The sequence below is a fragment of the Alkalimonas sp. NCh-2 genome, assembly GCF_039631345.1.
Classification (GTDB): Bacteria; Pseudomonadota; Gammaproteobacteria; order Enterobacterales; family Alteromonadaceae; genus Alkalimonas; species Alkalimonas mucilaginosa.
The window spans coordinates 91,675-106,497 of the sequence record NZ_JBDIUV010000006.1 but is presented as its reverse complement, the minus strand read 5'-3'; the positions used below and the strand labels follow the sequence as shown (position 1 = coordinate 106,497).

The 14,823-nt window shown below is 49.2% G+C and carries 13 protein-coding genes; 9 read left to right on the top strand and 4 right to left on the bottom strand.

The annotated features are described in order from the left end of the window. The first annotated feature begins 181 nt into the window (after window positions 1-181). Complete coding sequence (locus ABC502_RS14890) at window positions 182-2,059, top strand: hypothetical protein (RefSeq protein WP_345916449.1); 1,878 nt, start codon at window positions 182-184, stop codon at window positions 2,057-2,059. A gap of 43 nt (window positions 2,060-2,102) precedes the next feature. Here the strand turns inward: ABC502_RS14890 and ABC502_RS14885 are convergent, their stop codons facing one another. Beyond that, window positions 2,103-2,954 carry a hypothetical protein gene (locus ABC502_RS14885; RefSeq protein WP_345916448.1) on the bottom strand — a complete coding sequence of 284 codons (852 nt, stop codon included), beginning with the start codon at window positions 2,952-2,954 and terminating at the stop codon, window positions 2,103-2,105. A 96-nt stretch (window positions 2,955-3,050) separates the two neighbouring features. On the opposite strand from ABC502_RS14885, the gene ABC502_RS14880 reads away from it, so the two are divergent. From ABC502_RS14880 to ABC502_RS14845, 8 genes are all read left to right on the top strand, one after another. Continuing rightward, entirely contained in the window at window positions 3,051-3,494 is a 444-nt protein-coding gene (locus tag ABC502_RS14880; RefSeq protein ID WP_345916447.1) for a hypothetical protein, read from the top strand. Window positions 3,495-3,597: 103 nt separating this feature from the next. Beyond that, entirely contained in the window at window positions 3,598-3,816 is a 219-nt protein-coding gene (locus ABC502_RS14875; protein WP_345916446.1) for an addiction module protein, read from the top strand. Between the two features lie 5 nt (window positions 3,817-3,821). Beyond that, entirely contained in the window at window positions 3,822-4,115 is a 294-nt protein-coding gene (locus ABC502_RS14870; RefSeq protein ID WP_345916445.1) for a type II toxin-antitoxin system RelE/ParE family toxin, read from the top strand. An 88-nt stretch (window positions 4,116-4,203) separates the two neighbouring features. Further along, window positions 4,204-4,908 (top strand): hypothetical protein, encoded by a 705-nt coding sequence (locus tag ABC502_RS14865; RefSeq protein ID WP_345916444.1) that lies wholly within the window; start codon window positions 4,204-4,206, stop codon window positions 4,906-4,908. An 88-nt stretch (window positions 4,909-4,996) separates the two neighbouring features. Beyond that, window positions 4,997-6,355 (top strand): alpha/beta fold hydrolase, encoded by a 1,359-nt coding sequence (locus ABC502_RS14860; protein ID WP_345916443.1) that lies wholly within the window; start codon window positions 4,997-4,999, stop codon window positions 6,353-6,355. A 68-nt stretch (window positions 6,356-6,423) separates the two neighbouring features. Then, window positions 6,424-7,185, top strand: coding sequence for a tetratricopeptide repeat protein (locus tag ABC502_RS14855; RefSeq protein ID WP_345916442.1), 762 nt, complete (start codon window positions 6,424-6,426; stop codon window positions 7,183-7,185). A 32-nt stretch (window positions 7,186-7,217) separates the two neighbouring features. Then, on the top strand, window positions 7,218-7,565 hold the full coding sequence (locus tag ABC502_RS14850) for a DUF4377 domain-containing protein (protein ID WP_345916440.1): 348 nt from the start codon (window positions 7,218-7,220) through the stop codon (window positions 7,563-7,565). Between the two features lie 154 nt (window positions 7,566-7,719). Continuing rightward, window positions 7,720-10,995 (top strand): S41 family peptidase, encoded by a 3,276-nt coding sequence (locus ABC502_RS14845; protein WP_345916439.1) that lies wholly within the window; start codon window positions 7,720-7,722, stop codon window positions 10,993-10,995. A 25-nt stretch (window positions 10,996-11,020) separates the two neighbouring features. Here ABC502_RS14845 and ABC502_RS14840 read toward each other — a convergent pair whose 3' ends face one another. Genes ABC502_RS14840 through ABC502_RS14830 form a run of 3 tightly spaced genes read right to left on the bottom strand, consistent with a single transcriptional unit; the run spans window position 11,021 to window position 14,796 of the window. Continuing rightward, window positions 11,021-12,958, bottom strand: a complete 1,938-nt coding sequence (locus ABC502_RS14840) for a DUF3488 and transglutaminase-like domain-containing protein (protein WP_345916438.1) — start codon at window positions 12,956-12,958, stop codon at window positions 11,021-11,023. Continuing rightward, window positions 12,952-13,875, bottom strand: a complete 924-nt coding sequence (locus ABC502_RS14835; RefSeq protein WP_345916437.1) for a DUF58 domain-containing protein — start codon at window positions 13,873-13,875, stop codon at window positions 12,952-12,954. Before ABC502_RS14835 ends, ABC502_RS14840 begins: the two co-directional genes overlap by 7 nt. A gap of 12 nt (window positions 13,876-13,887) precedes the next feature. After that, entirely contained in the window at window positions 13,888-14,796 is a 909-nt protein-coding gene (locus ABC502_RS14830; RefSeq protein WP_330087006.1) for an AAA family ATPase, read from the bottom strand. Between the last annotated feature and the right edge of the window lie 27 nt (window positions 14,797-14,823).

Below are 14,823 nucleotides of genomic sequence, written 5' to 3'. Positions count from 1 at the left end.
AGCACCGTTTCAATAACAGCACGAAATGTCAGCAAAGCTTGCATGAATTGCAACTTGCCAGTGAATAAAAACTGGGCTAGGTTAGGAGCTTTGCTAAGTGTATGACGGCAAAACAAGAATCAGATGCGGGAAACGAGTTGGCTTATAACTATAGTGAAAATCGTATAAGGAGCGCAAGACATTGGAAGAGGTAAAGCTATTATCATCCGCAGCAGTGCTACGCGCCTTATATGATGAAAAGAAAGATATTTATGACATCTTAAGTGAGTTTATTAAGGCGGTAATTGGCTCAAGAAATCTTGCTGCATTTAGTTCAACGGACTGTGTGGGGCATCTTCAGGAAGACTTTGGTTTCAGTCTCCCTGAAGCTGTAATAAGGAGTTGCTTAAAAAACAGGCTCGTTAAAACCAATTGTCTTAGTTTGCAAAATGGGGTTTACTCCGTCACTCAAATGCTATCACCCGGCGTTGGGTTTGATGAGGACTTTCAAGCTTCTCGCAATGAGTATGATGAGATAGTTGGGAGGTTGCATGCATTTTGTTCTGACAATGGACTACTTGCCGTAGATAAAGTAGATATTGAAAAAAGCCTTGAAATGTATTTAACCAGGCCAGATAAAAACGATAGGTATAGAAATGATATTTCAAGATTTATTGTAACGTTTGAAAACGAGCAAGGATTCCGAGAGAAACTTGGAAAGATTGAAGAAGGCCTCATAATTTATACTGGTATCAGATACTCGCCGGACTTGTCCACACTGGGCAGTTGGAGGGGGGAACTAACGGTTTTTCTCGATTCAGAGCACCTTTTCAATGCGACGGGTCTAAATGGTAACCTATACAAAAGACTATTTGATGATTTCAATAATCTTGTTGGAGAGGTTAATCGAAGTAGAAAAGGCGGCAGAATAACATTGAAATACTTGGAAGAAACTGAGAATGATATCGAGTCATTCTTTTTTGCTGCACAAAAAATAGTTGAAAGAGAGGGAGTGATAGATCCATCTAAAACAGCAATGATAAATATCTGCAATGGGTGTAAATATAAAAGTGATGTTCTAACAAAAAAAGCAGACTTCATGACCAAACTGTCTAAGCTGAAGATAACTAAAGAGACAGCTACTGATTATTACGCCAAACCAGAGTTAAATGTGGAAAGCAATAGTGCTCTGGAGGGATTATGTCTAGAGCTTAAAGATTCATCTATAGACAAAGATGTTATTTCATTAATTCTGAAAATTTTTACAAAAATCAACTTTATTAGAAATGGCGAAAGTCATGTAGGTATCGATAGAGTTTCTTCAATATTTCTTACAGAAAGCTGGCTTCCTCAAAAAATAGCTTTTTCAGATCATGTCTTTGATGGTAATGGTGCTATACCATTTGCAACCAATATTGAGTTTTTGACAGAAAAAATGTGGTTCAAGTTGAATAAAGGCTTTGGGGGGGAGCTAAAAAAACCAGCATCATTTGACCCTGTTATTAGGGCAAAATTGGCTATCTCTAGTCAAATAAGCAGGTCAGTTTCTAGTATATATAAAAAACTATCAGACCAATTTGATAAGGGGTTGTTGGATAAAGAGACCGTTGCGCGAATTCATTATGAAATAAACAGGGCGCCATCAAGACCGGAAGATGTTTCAGTTGAATCAATTTCAATGTCTAAAAGCATTCTAAGTGATTCATACATAGAACATGTTATAAGCGAAAAGAGCTTTCTTGAGCGTGAAGCTTCTGAGGGTAGAAAAGCTAAAGAAGAGTTAATAAAAATAAAGCGTAGGGAAAAGCTGAGAAAACTACTTAAGTATAAGGCTGCTGCCCATATAGGGTACGTATCCGCTAGGATTTTTACGTATATAATTATTCCGATGCTTTTATTGTTAGCTCTTTATCATGCATATGGCGAGTCCGACACAACGCTTTCTATAATATTTGGTTTTTTCGGATTGATAAGCTTGGTGATTTCAGTGATCAGACCAATTAAGATTGATGCGTTTTATAGAGCCTTATCTAGGAGATGGTATCGGAAATCTATTAACAAAGCATTGCGGCGGAGCTAAACCACAGCTGATTTTAAATTTTTAGCTGTAAGAGCGCATACGCTCAAACAGGCAATAACGGCTGAAGGTTATTGGCGTAAACCGATACATTGAGAGAATCTAAAATGTGTTTCTGGGCCTTTTGGGCATGCTTTTGCCAGGCTGTTTCAGCAGTTTTGTCGATCCGATGAGTAAACTTAATTGTCAGGTAAAAATGCTCATCCAGTGGCAGGCAATAAATATCGGAGTGTGTAGCATCCTGGCCTTTACGTTCCTGATAAAACACCCAATCAAAACCATGCATTGACACGACTTCGGCTGGAGCCAGGCTGGGGTAGCCAAAGCGTTCTATCTGCAACTGACAATCCTCAGCCGGGCGCTCTAACCGGCCGGTTGTGCCTCGTGCTGCTGCTTCAGCCTCTTGTTTTAACCGAAGCCGTTGGTGGGTATTCCAGCCAAGGCCATGACAATTACCGTCCGGTCCAATGGTATCGGAGTTGTAATGGGCTTCGTAAGCGGCAATGACATAGTCTGCCAGTTGCTGCCTGTTCAGCGCATTGACGCCTTCAGGTGTTTTTTGCAGCGCTAGTTGCAACCATAGCACGCCATACTCGCTGTTTTCACCGCGCTGTATAGGGGCAAGGTAACACCAGCCTTCGGTATGAATAAGCACCTGATGATTATGCATCTGTTGTTTGGCATGCTGTTCAAACCAGCCTTCAGACCGAAAAGGGATATTCAGCAGACGCGGAGGCTCTGCTGCTGCAATATTGGAATAGGGCAGTGTAACGTCCAACTGAAACTCATCCAGTTGAAAGGTTAGTTTCTGCAGCCGGCTAAAATCAGGACCACCTGCGAAGCCTTGCCACCAGTGTTTCATCAGCCGCATCGGATACCTTGCATCTTTCCAACCCATCTTAGAAATCCATGTCTGTATTGAGATAAAACATGCTATCGTAATTGCTGCAAACTTGAAATTTTTCGTGATATTTTGTGTTAAGGAAGGTGTGGGTTGAAAGTATTTCCTACTGCAACGCTGAGCTTAGTGGCTTTAACTGCTGGCAGTCTCAGCGCTTTGGATTTGATGACTGAATACATTGAGCTGTTAAATCCTGCTGCTGTTTGCAAAGAGATGCATCAAGTTAGGCAAGATACCGTCCTCTACTCGGATTGCACAGGGTTTGATTACATCAATCAGCGTGTAGTGAAAGACAGCATGCTCCCGGCGGACTTCGCTAAATTCCTTGCTGACTATCAGTTAGGTGATAGTTACACAACGACCGCTGATCAACCGCTGTTGAATTGGTTGGAAGCGGTTATTTCACCCTTTGACCCTGCTACACGAGTAAGTCATGATGGTTCCAGGTTTTTGTTCAGAACGAAAAGCAGTTATATAGTCTTTGAATTTACTGGCAGTGAATGGCAAATCCTAACAGCAGCGTTGGCACCGAATTGATGGACAAGGTAAGCCTTACCCGCTGCTGCATATGGCGCTACTTGTCGGTACAAAGCTATAAGCATGCTACACTCGGTTTAAGTATTGATGGAGTGCTTTCCCTATGAGTGTAACTCTTGAGCAGATAATTGAAGTTACCAAAGAACTTTCCGCCAATGATAGAGCCTTGCTGGCTCATTGTCTGATTTCAAGCTTGGAAAAAACGCAGGATGACGATGTGGATGCTAGCTGGAGCCAGGTAGCTGAGCAGCGCCTGGAAGAACTTGAAACAGGCAAGGTTCAGGGCATTTCCTGGGATGAAATCAAAAGTAAGCTTAAATAAGTTCCATGACGGAGCTGATTTTTCACCCATCTGTCTTGTCGAAAGTGCAAGCAGCCTATACTTGGTACGAAGAGCAAGCAACTGGGTTGGGTGATGATTTTATCACTGAACTGGAATCTGCTTATAAATTTATCAAGCAGTTGCCAACCACTTGGCCTAAGTTGAGCAAAAATACTCGCCGCTTTGTGCTTACAAAGTTTCCTTATGCAGTAGTGTACAAATCTGATAAAAACACATGTTTTGTTCTTGCGGTCATGCATCAAAGCCGTAAACCTTTGTATTGGCAAGATAGACAGTAATCATTGTGTTCCGAGTGCGCGATGTTAAATGGGCTAGGCAAGGGCCGTTTTTTCTGGTCGCTGAAATAACAATAAGGAATGGAACTGGATGCTGCGAAAAATGCTTTGGGCCTTGGGTGTTAGTTTAATATTGGTGTGTTTGTGCGGTGCATTTTTGCAGCGCCATGCGCTGGCGTGTGAATTGTTGCCGGTGCTGAGTTACCAGCAAATCAGCACCAACGTCTATGCCAAAGCAATGCCGGACGAGCAAAGGGCGCACTTCAGCGACTTGCTGGAGCTGGCTTTTGAACGCATCAAAGGTTTGTATGGCACTCCGGTATCTGAGCCACGTATTGTTATTGTGCCAAGTGCTGAGGCAGCTCTGGCGTGGGGAGCCAACGAGACCGCCTCAATGCACCGGCTGCCCTGGCGGGCCTGCATTGTTGTTGGCCCTCAAGGGCTGAATGTCGATGTCCTTGCTCATGAATGGCTGCATGCTGAAATTCAGCAACGGGTGGGTTTTGTCCGTTTGTTAAAAGACATCCCGGTATGGTTTGATGAAGGGGCAGCATTAACGGTCGATCACCGGCCGCCTTTTTTACCGGATAATATCGAACTGACCGAGGCAGAGGTGGCAGAGGTTACCAAGCGTTCAAGCGCCAAACCATTCTTTTCCGGCGATATCCGCAAAAATTATCAGGCCGCCAGGCTGGCGGTCGAACCATTGATCGTCCCTGAGCAGTTCTATGCAGATCTTGACCGTATCTCGGACGGGGAGCCTTTCAAACAGGTATTTTTAAACGAAGATCGCTAAGGTCATGCTATAAGCTGCAAAGAACTTGTCACTGTTAATTTTGTGTTTTATGTTGCGTACGGACAATACTCGATTAAGGGATCTAACTTTGAAAACCATTTTTACCTTCTTTGGCCTGGCAGTGCTGTATGCCAATGCTGTAGCTGCGGCCTCTTTTGGCCCTTGCCTGGACACGGTTACGGACGCCACTCTGGCTGCATCGAGCTGCGCGCGAGTGAGCGTACCGCTGGATTATGCCGGGCAGGTTGAAGGCGAGCTGGAGCTGGCCATCCGAAAGTTTGCAGTGGAAGACCCCACCAGCAGGCGTGGTCAGATTTGGTTGATAGCCGGTGGGCCAGGCGAGCCGGGTGCTGCTTTTTATCCCTTTATCGATGTATTTCGCGCTGCGTTTCCTGGCTATGATTTGCTGATCCCGGATCACCGGGGCACTGGCGAGTCCAGCCGCTTATGTCCAGTGCAAGAGGCGTTGGAAAGTGAGGACGGCTATGCCTTGGCCGGCTCTGAGTGGGGCCCTTGTATTGGCTATCTGTTTGCCAACCCGGCGCGAACCCAGGCGTTTAGCATTACCAATGCCGCGCAGGATTTAGCTGCATTGATCACACTGTATCGTGAGCCAGGCGAGGTGAAACTGTATGGCGTCTCTTATGGCACCCAGTTGGTGCTACGCCTGCTGCAAGTGGCCCAGCCAGAACTGGATGCTTTGATTTTAGATGGCCTGGTACCGCCGGAGTCGGCAGCACAATGGGATCTAAGTTATCGCACGTCCATGGTCGATGCTGTGGGTCGTCAGTTGCTGGATAATGAAAGTACCTTGCGCCTGAAAACTCTGTTAGCCAATGAAACTAAACCCTGGCAAGAGGTGTTAGGCCGCACGGATTTGCGCCAATTTCTGGGTGCTTTATTAAATTACCCTGACTTGCGAGCTGGTATTCCGGCGATTATCAATGAACTGACCAGAGCAGACACAACCCTGTTGCAACAAACAGCCACAGCATTGACGCAAAGCCATGAAGAATTAACTCCTTATCCGCAGTCGGCCAACTCGTTGCCATTAGTGATGCTAATCAGTGCATCGGAGAACAACAGCCGGCCTGATTTGAGCACTGAAATAGTGGCTAAGGAAGCCAAAGATGCGCTCTTTATCAGTCCACTACCTGGCCTGCTGACCAACAGTGTCGCGCCACTGTACCAACGGGATAAATACTTCGGTCAGGTACCAAAGCAACTACCGCGCACGTTAATTATTCATGGTACTTTGGATCCGAACACGCATTACGAAGGGGCTCTGGCTCATGCGAAGTTGCTAAAACCGGCCGGTGCGGTGCAGTTCTCGACTGTGACCCATGGCGCCTATTTTTTAGCGATGGTAGCCCCTGAATGCTTTGTACAAATTACGTCTGCTTTTGTACGCAATGCCGAGGTTCCAACTCACTGTGATTCAGACTGATAGGCAGTGCATGGTAGCTATCGATTTTGCATAAAATACAGCTGCAGTGGCTGTAATGAGGAATTCCGGTGCTTAAAGTTAGCCGCATTTTAATGACAGCATTCTGTTTCATTCTTTTCTCTGGTGATGGTAAAGCCAGGCCAAATCAATGCGATAGTATTTTGCCGATTGATATACTCAGAGCTAAGAACATGGAGCAACAGGAGGCTAAACTCAACGAATATTGGAGTGAACTCTTCGCAAACGCTCCCACTCCTCAAGAATGGAATATGCCAGCTGGCTGGCTAAAGGCCCAAATGGCCTTTAGTTTTGGTGAATGCTATATGGATGGCTTGGCCGGGGCTACGCCCAATGTTGATAAAGCCATCCCATATTTTGAGTATGGCACAGAGCTTGGGAATACTACCAGTGCCCATGTCTTGGCGAGTCTGCGGCTTTTTTATGTCAGGGATGTTGAGCTGCAAAAACTTGGTTTTGATTACCTGAACGATGAATACCTGACTGGCTCCATGTTTGCTGCCGGAAAGCTAGGGGAAGCCTATCAGCTTGGGCTTGGCACCGATAAGGACTTGATTACGGCAATAAACTTTTATCAATTGGCTGCTGAACACGGCAATACTAACTGGCAATACTTGCTTGCTCATGCTTATAGAAAAGGTTACCTAGGCTTGCCGAAAAGCGATGCAAATTATCTCTTTTGGCTGAATTATCAGCCGAAAAATCATACCGTGAATTATAGTTGCCGGGTCAGTGAGCTGTACAGGAGAGAGATTTTTCCATCGAGCTTCCTGAAAAGGGCCATCTGGACCTATCGATGCAGAACAAGTTAAAGTCACATAATCAAATAAAGAAGGAATCTAACATGAGAATCATTCCTGGATTGTTGTGCGGCCTGCTACTGGTTGGTTGTGGTAGTGCTGACAAGCCCGAGACAAACCTGCCGCTGGCAGAACGTTATACCGTTACGGTTGGGCCCTACCAGCAAGACTGTGTTGGTGTGGCACCAATGCGCTGCCTGGTGGTGGATGGCTCGTTTTTCTACCAGAGCATCGAAGGCTTCGACTTTGTACCCGGTTATCAGTACCAACTGCTGATTGAACGGGAACAGCGCTTTACCCCCGAAACCGTGCCGGCCGATGCCAGTTTGTACCATTACCGCTTGGTGGAAGTAATAGCCGCCGACAAAGTGGCGGTTGATGACCAGATCTAGGGGCATTGGATACAGCATTAACTACTACCAAAACGTATTATGACAAGATGTTACTTTATCTCTAAAAACCCAGCTTTAGCCGTATTCTATCTGGCTCCCTGTGTGGACTTCTGGTAGCTTAGTTCACACTTATTACACAATAATTTTGGTTGCTATGATAAAACGTACGCTACTGGCTTTGGCCGTTGCATCCGCTTGCGCTACTTCTGCATTTGCGTCCGATAGTTACTACCGGGCACCATCTTTGCAGCAGGATACGCTGCTGTTTACTTCTGAAGGCAGTGTTTGGCGTGCCGATTTGACCGAGCTGCGTGGCCAGCGACTTACCAGCCACCCGGCTGAGGAAACACAAGCCCGTTTATCGCCCGATGGGGAATGGTTGGCCTTTGTTGCCAGTTACGAGCAAACTCCAGAGCTGTATGTAAAGCCGGCCAATGGTGGGCTAGCCAAGCGTGTTACTTATGAAAACAGCCGGGTTCGGCTGCAGGGTTGGACCGCTGATGGCAAGTTACTTTATGCCACCGATCAGGTGGCAGGCCCGGCTAACTTCTGGCTGTTAAAAACAGTCAATCCTGCCAATCTGCATACAGAAACCTTGCCGGTCGCGGATGCCATTGAGGGGGTTATGGACGATGCCGGTGAATGGTTGTATTTTGTACAACATGGCTTGCAGGTCACCGGTGACAACGCCCGCACATACCGTGGTGGGGCTTTGGGAGAACTATGGCGCTACCAGCTTGGTTCCGGACAGGAAGCCGAGCTGCTAAGTGCTTCGCACCAGGGGTCCATTCGTCATCCAATGTACTGGCAGGGGCGCTTGTATTTTGTCAGTGATCAAAGCGGTAATCCAAACATTTGGTCGATGCAAACCGATGGCAGCAATTTGCAGCAACATACTGACCATCAGGACTGGCAAGTACGGCAAGCGTATTTGAACCAGGGCCGTATTGTTTATCAACTGGGTGCTGATATTCATTTACTGGACGTGCAAACAGGGCATCAGCGTTTGCTTGAACTGAGCATTCAATCCGACCGACCGCATCAGCGTGAACGCTGGCTGGATCAACCTCTGAACTATTTGACCAGTGCCCATTACGCTGGCTTTGGCGATCAGGTGGTATTAACCGCCCGGGGCAAGGTGGCGATTGCCGCTAAATCACCGGCACGGCTGGTAGAAATTGCGACTCCAGCCAACAGCCGAATCCGGGAAGCCATTTTAAGTCATGATGGACGCTGGGTGTATGCGATCAGTGATCAAAGCGGCGAGCTGGAGATTTGGCGTTATGCCGCCGACGGCCGGGATGAAGCACAGCAACTGACCAAAGATGGGACTGATTTTCGCTGGCAACTGGCTTTGTCACCGGATGGCAACTGGCTGGCGCATGATGATAAAGCTGGTAACCTGTGGCTGCTTAATCTGCAAACACTGGAAAACCGTCTGGCATTCAGTGGCGGTGTTGGGCTTTCCCCCTTTGCGGATATTGTCTGGTCGCACGACAGTCAACTTATTGCAGTGACTCATTTGGAAAGCCGGCAGCAAAGAAGCCAGGTACTGTTGTACTCGCTGGCAGAGCAAAAGCATCAACGGATTACCAGCAGCAAGTACGAGTCGTTTTCACCTGCTTTTAGCCCGGATGGCAACTGGCTGTACTTTTTATCCAACCGTCATTTCCGCGCTACCCCTGGCCATCCATGGGGGGATCGCAATCTTGGTCCGATGTTTGACCGCCGCAGTGAGATTTTCGCTGTCAATCTGAAGCAAGGAGCCACTTTCCCGTTTCAGCCACCAACCGAGCTAGTAGTGGCGGCAAAGCCGGTGGAAGAGCCGGCACGACGAGGTCGCAGATCAGCTCCTGAAAGCCGGGTTGATTGGCAGGGATTGGAGCAACGCTTATGGCAGGTCCCGGTTCCGGCCGGGAACTACACCCAGCTAAGCGTCACTGAACAGCGTTTGTTTGTGCGGGAGTGGAGTCATGATGCCGATATTTTGCCCGCCCTGAAAGTGATCAAAGTGGATAACCGGGAGGCGAAAGTTGAACATTACGGTTCAGCTATTGCCGATTATCGCATCTCCACCGATGGTAAGCAGTTGTACTTTCGCAAGCAGCAGCGCAATGGCACAGGCCCTATGTATGTGGTGGCTATCGGCGATCAGGAGCCTGGTGATCTCAGCTCTGCATTATTAAACAGTCGACAGTGGCAGTTGGCGCTGGATCCAAAGCAGGAATGGCAGCAGATGTTCCGCGATGCCTGGTTGATGCAGCGTGAGTTTTTGTTCGACAAGGCCATGCGTGGGATAGACTGGCAAGATGCCAGGGAGCGTTATTTGCCGCTGGTAAACCGGGTGTCTGATCGGTACGAGCTGGACGATGTACTGGCCCAGATGATGGGAGAGTTGGATGCACTGCACTCACAGGTGCGGGGTGGTGATTATCCCGGACAAAGCCCTGCGGCTGTGGCTGCCAGCCTTGGTGCCAGCCTGGAAACTACAGCAAATGGCGTTCGTATTGCACATATTTACCAAACAGATCCTGAATTACCTGGCCAGGCGGCTCCGTTGGCACAGCCTGGGGTTGATGCTCAGGCCGGTGATCTGATCCGTGCGGTGAATGGCCGAGCCGTGCAAACGGTAGCCGATGTGAAGCAGCAACTCCGTAACCAGGTGGGGCGTCAGGTATTGCTGGACTTGCAGCGGGGCAGCAGCCGCTTACAAACGGTAGCCGTGCCGGTGAATGCCGGGCGCGATCATCAGTTGCGCTATCAGGATTGGGTCTTTAACAATGCTGCCAAGGTGCAAACGGCTTCTGAAGGCCAATTCGGTTACCTGCATTTGTATGCCATGGGACCGAATGATATTGCCAGCTTTGCCCGGGAGTTCTACGCCAACATTGACAAAGATGGCCTGATCATTGATGTGCGGCGCAATCGTGGTGGCAATATTGATAGCTGGATCATCGAGAAGCTACTGCGTCGAGCCTGGGCTTTCTGGCAGCCTACCCAGGGCGGTGCTTATACCAATATGCAGCAGACCTTCCGCGGTCACTTGGTCGTGTTAACCGATCAACTGACGTATTCTGACGGCGAAACTTTTGCCGCCGGTGTCAAAGCTCTGGAGCTTGGGCCTTTGGTGGGCATGCGTACCGCAGGAGCCGGCGTTTGGTTGACAGGACGCAACTTACTGAGCGATCGGGGTGTCGCCCGGGTGGCTGAAACGCCTCAGTTTGCCATGGATGGGCGCTACATCATTGAAGGCTATGGTGTAGCACCGGATTACGAAGTACGCAATATGCCGGTGGCGACCTTCAATGGCACGGATGCCCAGCTGGATTTTGCCATTGATTATCTGCGAGGCAAAGTGCAGCGTGCGCCTGTTCCGGAGCTAAAAGCAGATCCTTTGCAACCGGGGCCGGCGGCAGACATTCGCCGATGATACTAAGGGCAGTCTGTGACTGCCCTTACTTTTTGCCCAGTTGTGTCAGCTGTCGCCGGTGCTGTTTGAGCAGTCTGAGCAGTTCTTGTTGTGCTGACTGATCTGAGGCAAAAATGCTGCGCTCATACAGGATCTGCACACGGTGCAACAACATCTGCTGGGACGGAGCCTGCTCCGCAAGACTTTGCAAGGCCTTGCTGATACTTTGCTGAGGCAGCTTGTTGGCCAGATCGGGTATGCTTTTTTGCAATTGCTCTGTTACACTGCATCGCTTTTTTCTGCGGTGCCAGCACCATGCCACTGCCAGCAGCACCAGGCTAAGTGTTATCAGCAGACTAAGCCACAACAGCTGGCGCCATTGTTGCCAGAATGCCGTAAATGATCGCCACAGTGCATCCTGGCGTTGCTGATTAAAGCCCAGTACCCAAACCGACCAATAGTAGTCCAGATGCAACAGCTGCAGCCGCAGTTGAGACAGCAAAGGCAGTTGCCCAAACAGGCCTCCAGTCAGGAACGCCATGTCCGCATCGGACAAAGCGCTGTCCAGGCCATTCAACACCCGATCGGGGGCGATGGCTGCCGTTGGATCCAGGGAATGCCACACATCATCCACCAGGTACTCGACCCAGGCATGTGCATCTCGCTGACGTACCAGTAAATAGTGCTGCTCCTGATACCAGTCCCCACCAAGGTAACCACCGACAACCCGGGCCGGTATCCCCGCCTGACGGAATAATAAAGCACTGGCCGATGCATAGTGACTGCAAAAACCGGCCCGGCTTTGAAATAAAAAGTCATCCACACTATTTTGGCCTAAAGGGGGCGGGTTTAAGGTGTAGAAGAAGGCGTGCTGACGGAAATAAGCCAGTAGTGCCTCCGCAAAGTCGTGCGGTTCTGGGTGGTTGGCCAACAGCACAGAGGCGAGTTGTTGGCTGCGCGGGTTATGGTCTCCGGTCAGCAAATTCCAGTGCTTTTCCTGAACATCAGTGAGTGGCACGGCAGCAGTCACACTGCTGATCTGATAACTGATGCGTTGGTTGATGGTTCTGTTGTAGCCCAACAGAGCAGCAGGCAAAGCTTCCAGTTCAGGGCTCCATTGTGTAGGCACCCCTAAAGTAAAGACACTGCGCTGAAAGCTTGGCTCGGCAATGATCTGGTACCGGAGCTCTGTCGCTTGGTTAGGGTAGTCCCGGCTGCGCGGACGGCCAGGATGATGAAACCCTTGCTGTACAGACCAGCGCCGACCATCAAAGTGTTCAAAGACCTTGGCCCGCCAGTAGCGTTCGGATTGCGGCGGCAAGGGACCATCAAACCGTACCCGAAAAGCTGTGGCATTGCTTTGCACCAATTGTTCAATGGTCCCGGGTTCAATCTCATTGGCAAGGCCGGTAATCGCTTGCTGCGCCGAGGGCAGTTGCCATAGCGGGGCAAGGCGGGGAAACAACAAAAACAATCCCAGCCAAAGTGGCAGTAACAATAACAGGAAGCGGCTATCGGCTCGCAGCTGGCGGTTGCTTGGCATCTGTACCGCAAATAGCAGGTATTGAAGCAGCAGGTTCAGTACAAATGCGAGCAGGATTAAGCTGGCCATGGCTATCGATTGATGGAATAAAAAGCTGCACCCCAGGATAAAGTAATGGACCCATACCAACTGCCTGGCTTCTTTTTGTTTGGATAACGCCAGCAAACGCAGCAGGGCAGACAACACCAGGATGTGCATCAAAAAGTTCATAGCACCAAGTTGCCGTCCTGCCAGCACCAAGGCCACCACACAGAGTGCAGCCAGAATATTGACCAGTCGTAAACTAAGCACTGGGGCTTTATCAAAGGCCTGTAGAAAAGCCAGTCCATTGAGCAGCAGGAAGCATCCCAGACTCCACCATTGCCAGGCTGGCAGCATCAGCAAAATAAGCAGCAACTGCAGGATGGTTGCTAAGTAAATAAAGCGCGACTGATTTAGCATAGCGCCAACTTTTGTAGGCATTGCTGTAAATGGTGAGCCCCCTGACCGAGCGTCACATCGCCGGCAGGGGATTGCAAACCATACTCCATTTGCTTTGCCTCGAGTTCAAGTAATTGGTGACAAATCTCTGACAAGCATTGCTCCAGAGCTTCACCCTGCAAGGGCGGTACCAGCAACCAGCGAGGATCCTGCTTTGCCTGCTGCTCTGAAATCCTAATCACAGGCACATCAGGTTGACGTGCCAGGCGTTTCCAATGCAGACGCTTGATCGGATCGCCCTGTTGGTAGGCTTTGAGCTGCTCTGGGTGTTCAGTACTGCTGCGCGGCCCGATCTCGGGTGTGCCAGCTTGCCAGCATTGGGGGGTAACCGGTGAAAGTGGTGTTGGGTATACCCAGTAGTGTAACTGTACCGGCAGATAAGTCCAGCAGCGGATAATGCCAAGCGGATAGTCACTTTGTAACTGCAGGCTGGTGACAGGGTAGTAGCCACGTTTTGCCGCTGTCCATTGCAGGCAAACCGGCTGGTCAGAACTGGCTGATGCTTTAGCCGGGCCTGATGTGCATTGCACTGCCTGGAAAGGATGCTCTGCGGTGATGTCGAGCTGTAGCCTAAGCTGTTGGCCGGCAAAAACAGCCTGTGGTGGTTGTAGCCGGATCTGTAACGCGGCCAGATTACGCCAGGCAAACCAGATACAGAGCAGAAATACGCTTAGCAGTAAATACGCCAGCAACAAAATCAGGTTGTTTTGGTAATTGGTCCCCATCAGATACAGCAGTAAGATCAATAAAGCAAACCAAAAACCATAGCGACTGGGGAATACCAACAGGTTGCCGTGGTTTAACTGAAAATCATTGCTTGCTGTAAATTTTCGCGCCAGCCAGCGTTGCAACATCCTGGAGATTTTATCTCGCACCACGAGCCGTTCCTTTTATAGATTGCAGGGCGTTTCCCGCAACAGCAGAAGGCTCCAGCGAGGCTCTGCAGCATGCGATTTAGGATCCAGACGATGTTCTGTCACGCTGGGAAAGACTGCTTGTACATCATCGGCAGTCACATAGTCGCGTTGCTGCAATAGTGCCCAGGACTTTGCGGCTTGCAGCAGTGCCTTGGCAGCTCGTGGTGATAAAGGCAGCATATCCGGATGCTGTCTGCTGTGGGCGACCAAATCCAGCAGGTAATTGATGAGTGCTTCCGATGCGTGAATATGGGGTACCTTAGCTTGCAATTCCATCAACTGCTCAATACTGATGTGTTGTTGCAATAAACTTAGCCTGGATTGACCGCGATCCGAGTCCAAAAGCTCAAACTCAGCTGCCCGATCAGGAAAGCCCAGCGAGATCCGCATCAAGAAGCGATCCAGTTGTGATTCAGGCAGCGCCGAGGTGCCTGATTGATCCAAAGGGTTCTGGGTGGCAATCACAAAAAAAGGCGAGGGCAAAGCTCTGGTTTCACCATCAATCGAGACTTGCTGTTCTTCCATGGCTTCCAATAAAGCACTTTGTGTTTTTGGGCTGGCGCGATTGATTTCGTCCGCTAGCAGTAAATGACTGAACACTGGTCCTGGTTGAAAGCTAAATTGATGCGAACGGCTGTCATAGATGTTCATACCAAGCAAGTCACCTGGCAATAAATCGCTGGTAAATTGCACCCTGCGGTAGGATAAACTTAAGCTGTCGGCCAAGGCATGAGCCAATGTGGTCTTGCCCATTCCGGGTAAGTCTTCCAGTAACAGGTGTCCTTTAGCCAGCAAACAGCAGAGCGCTAATTTGATTTGAGCGCTTTTACCTAGGATAACCTGGTTGAGGTGGTGTTCAATAGCCTGAAATTCTGCGAGCACAGCAGCTCCTTACAACTTTACGCTCTG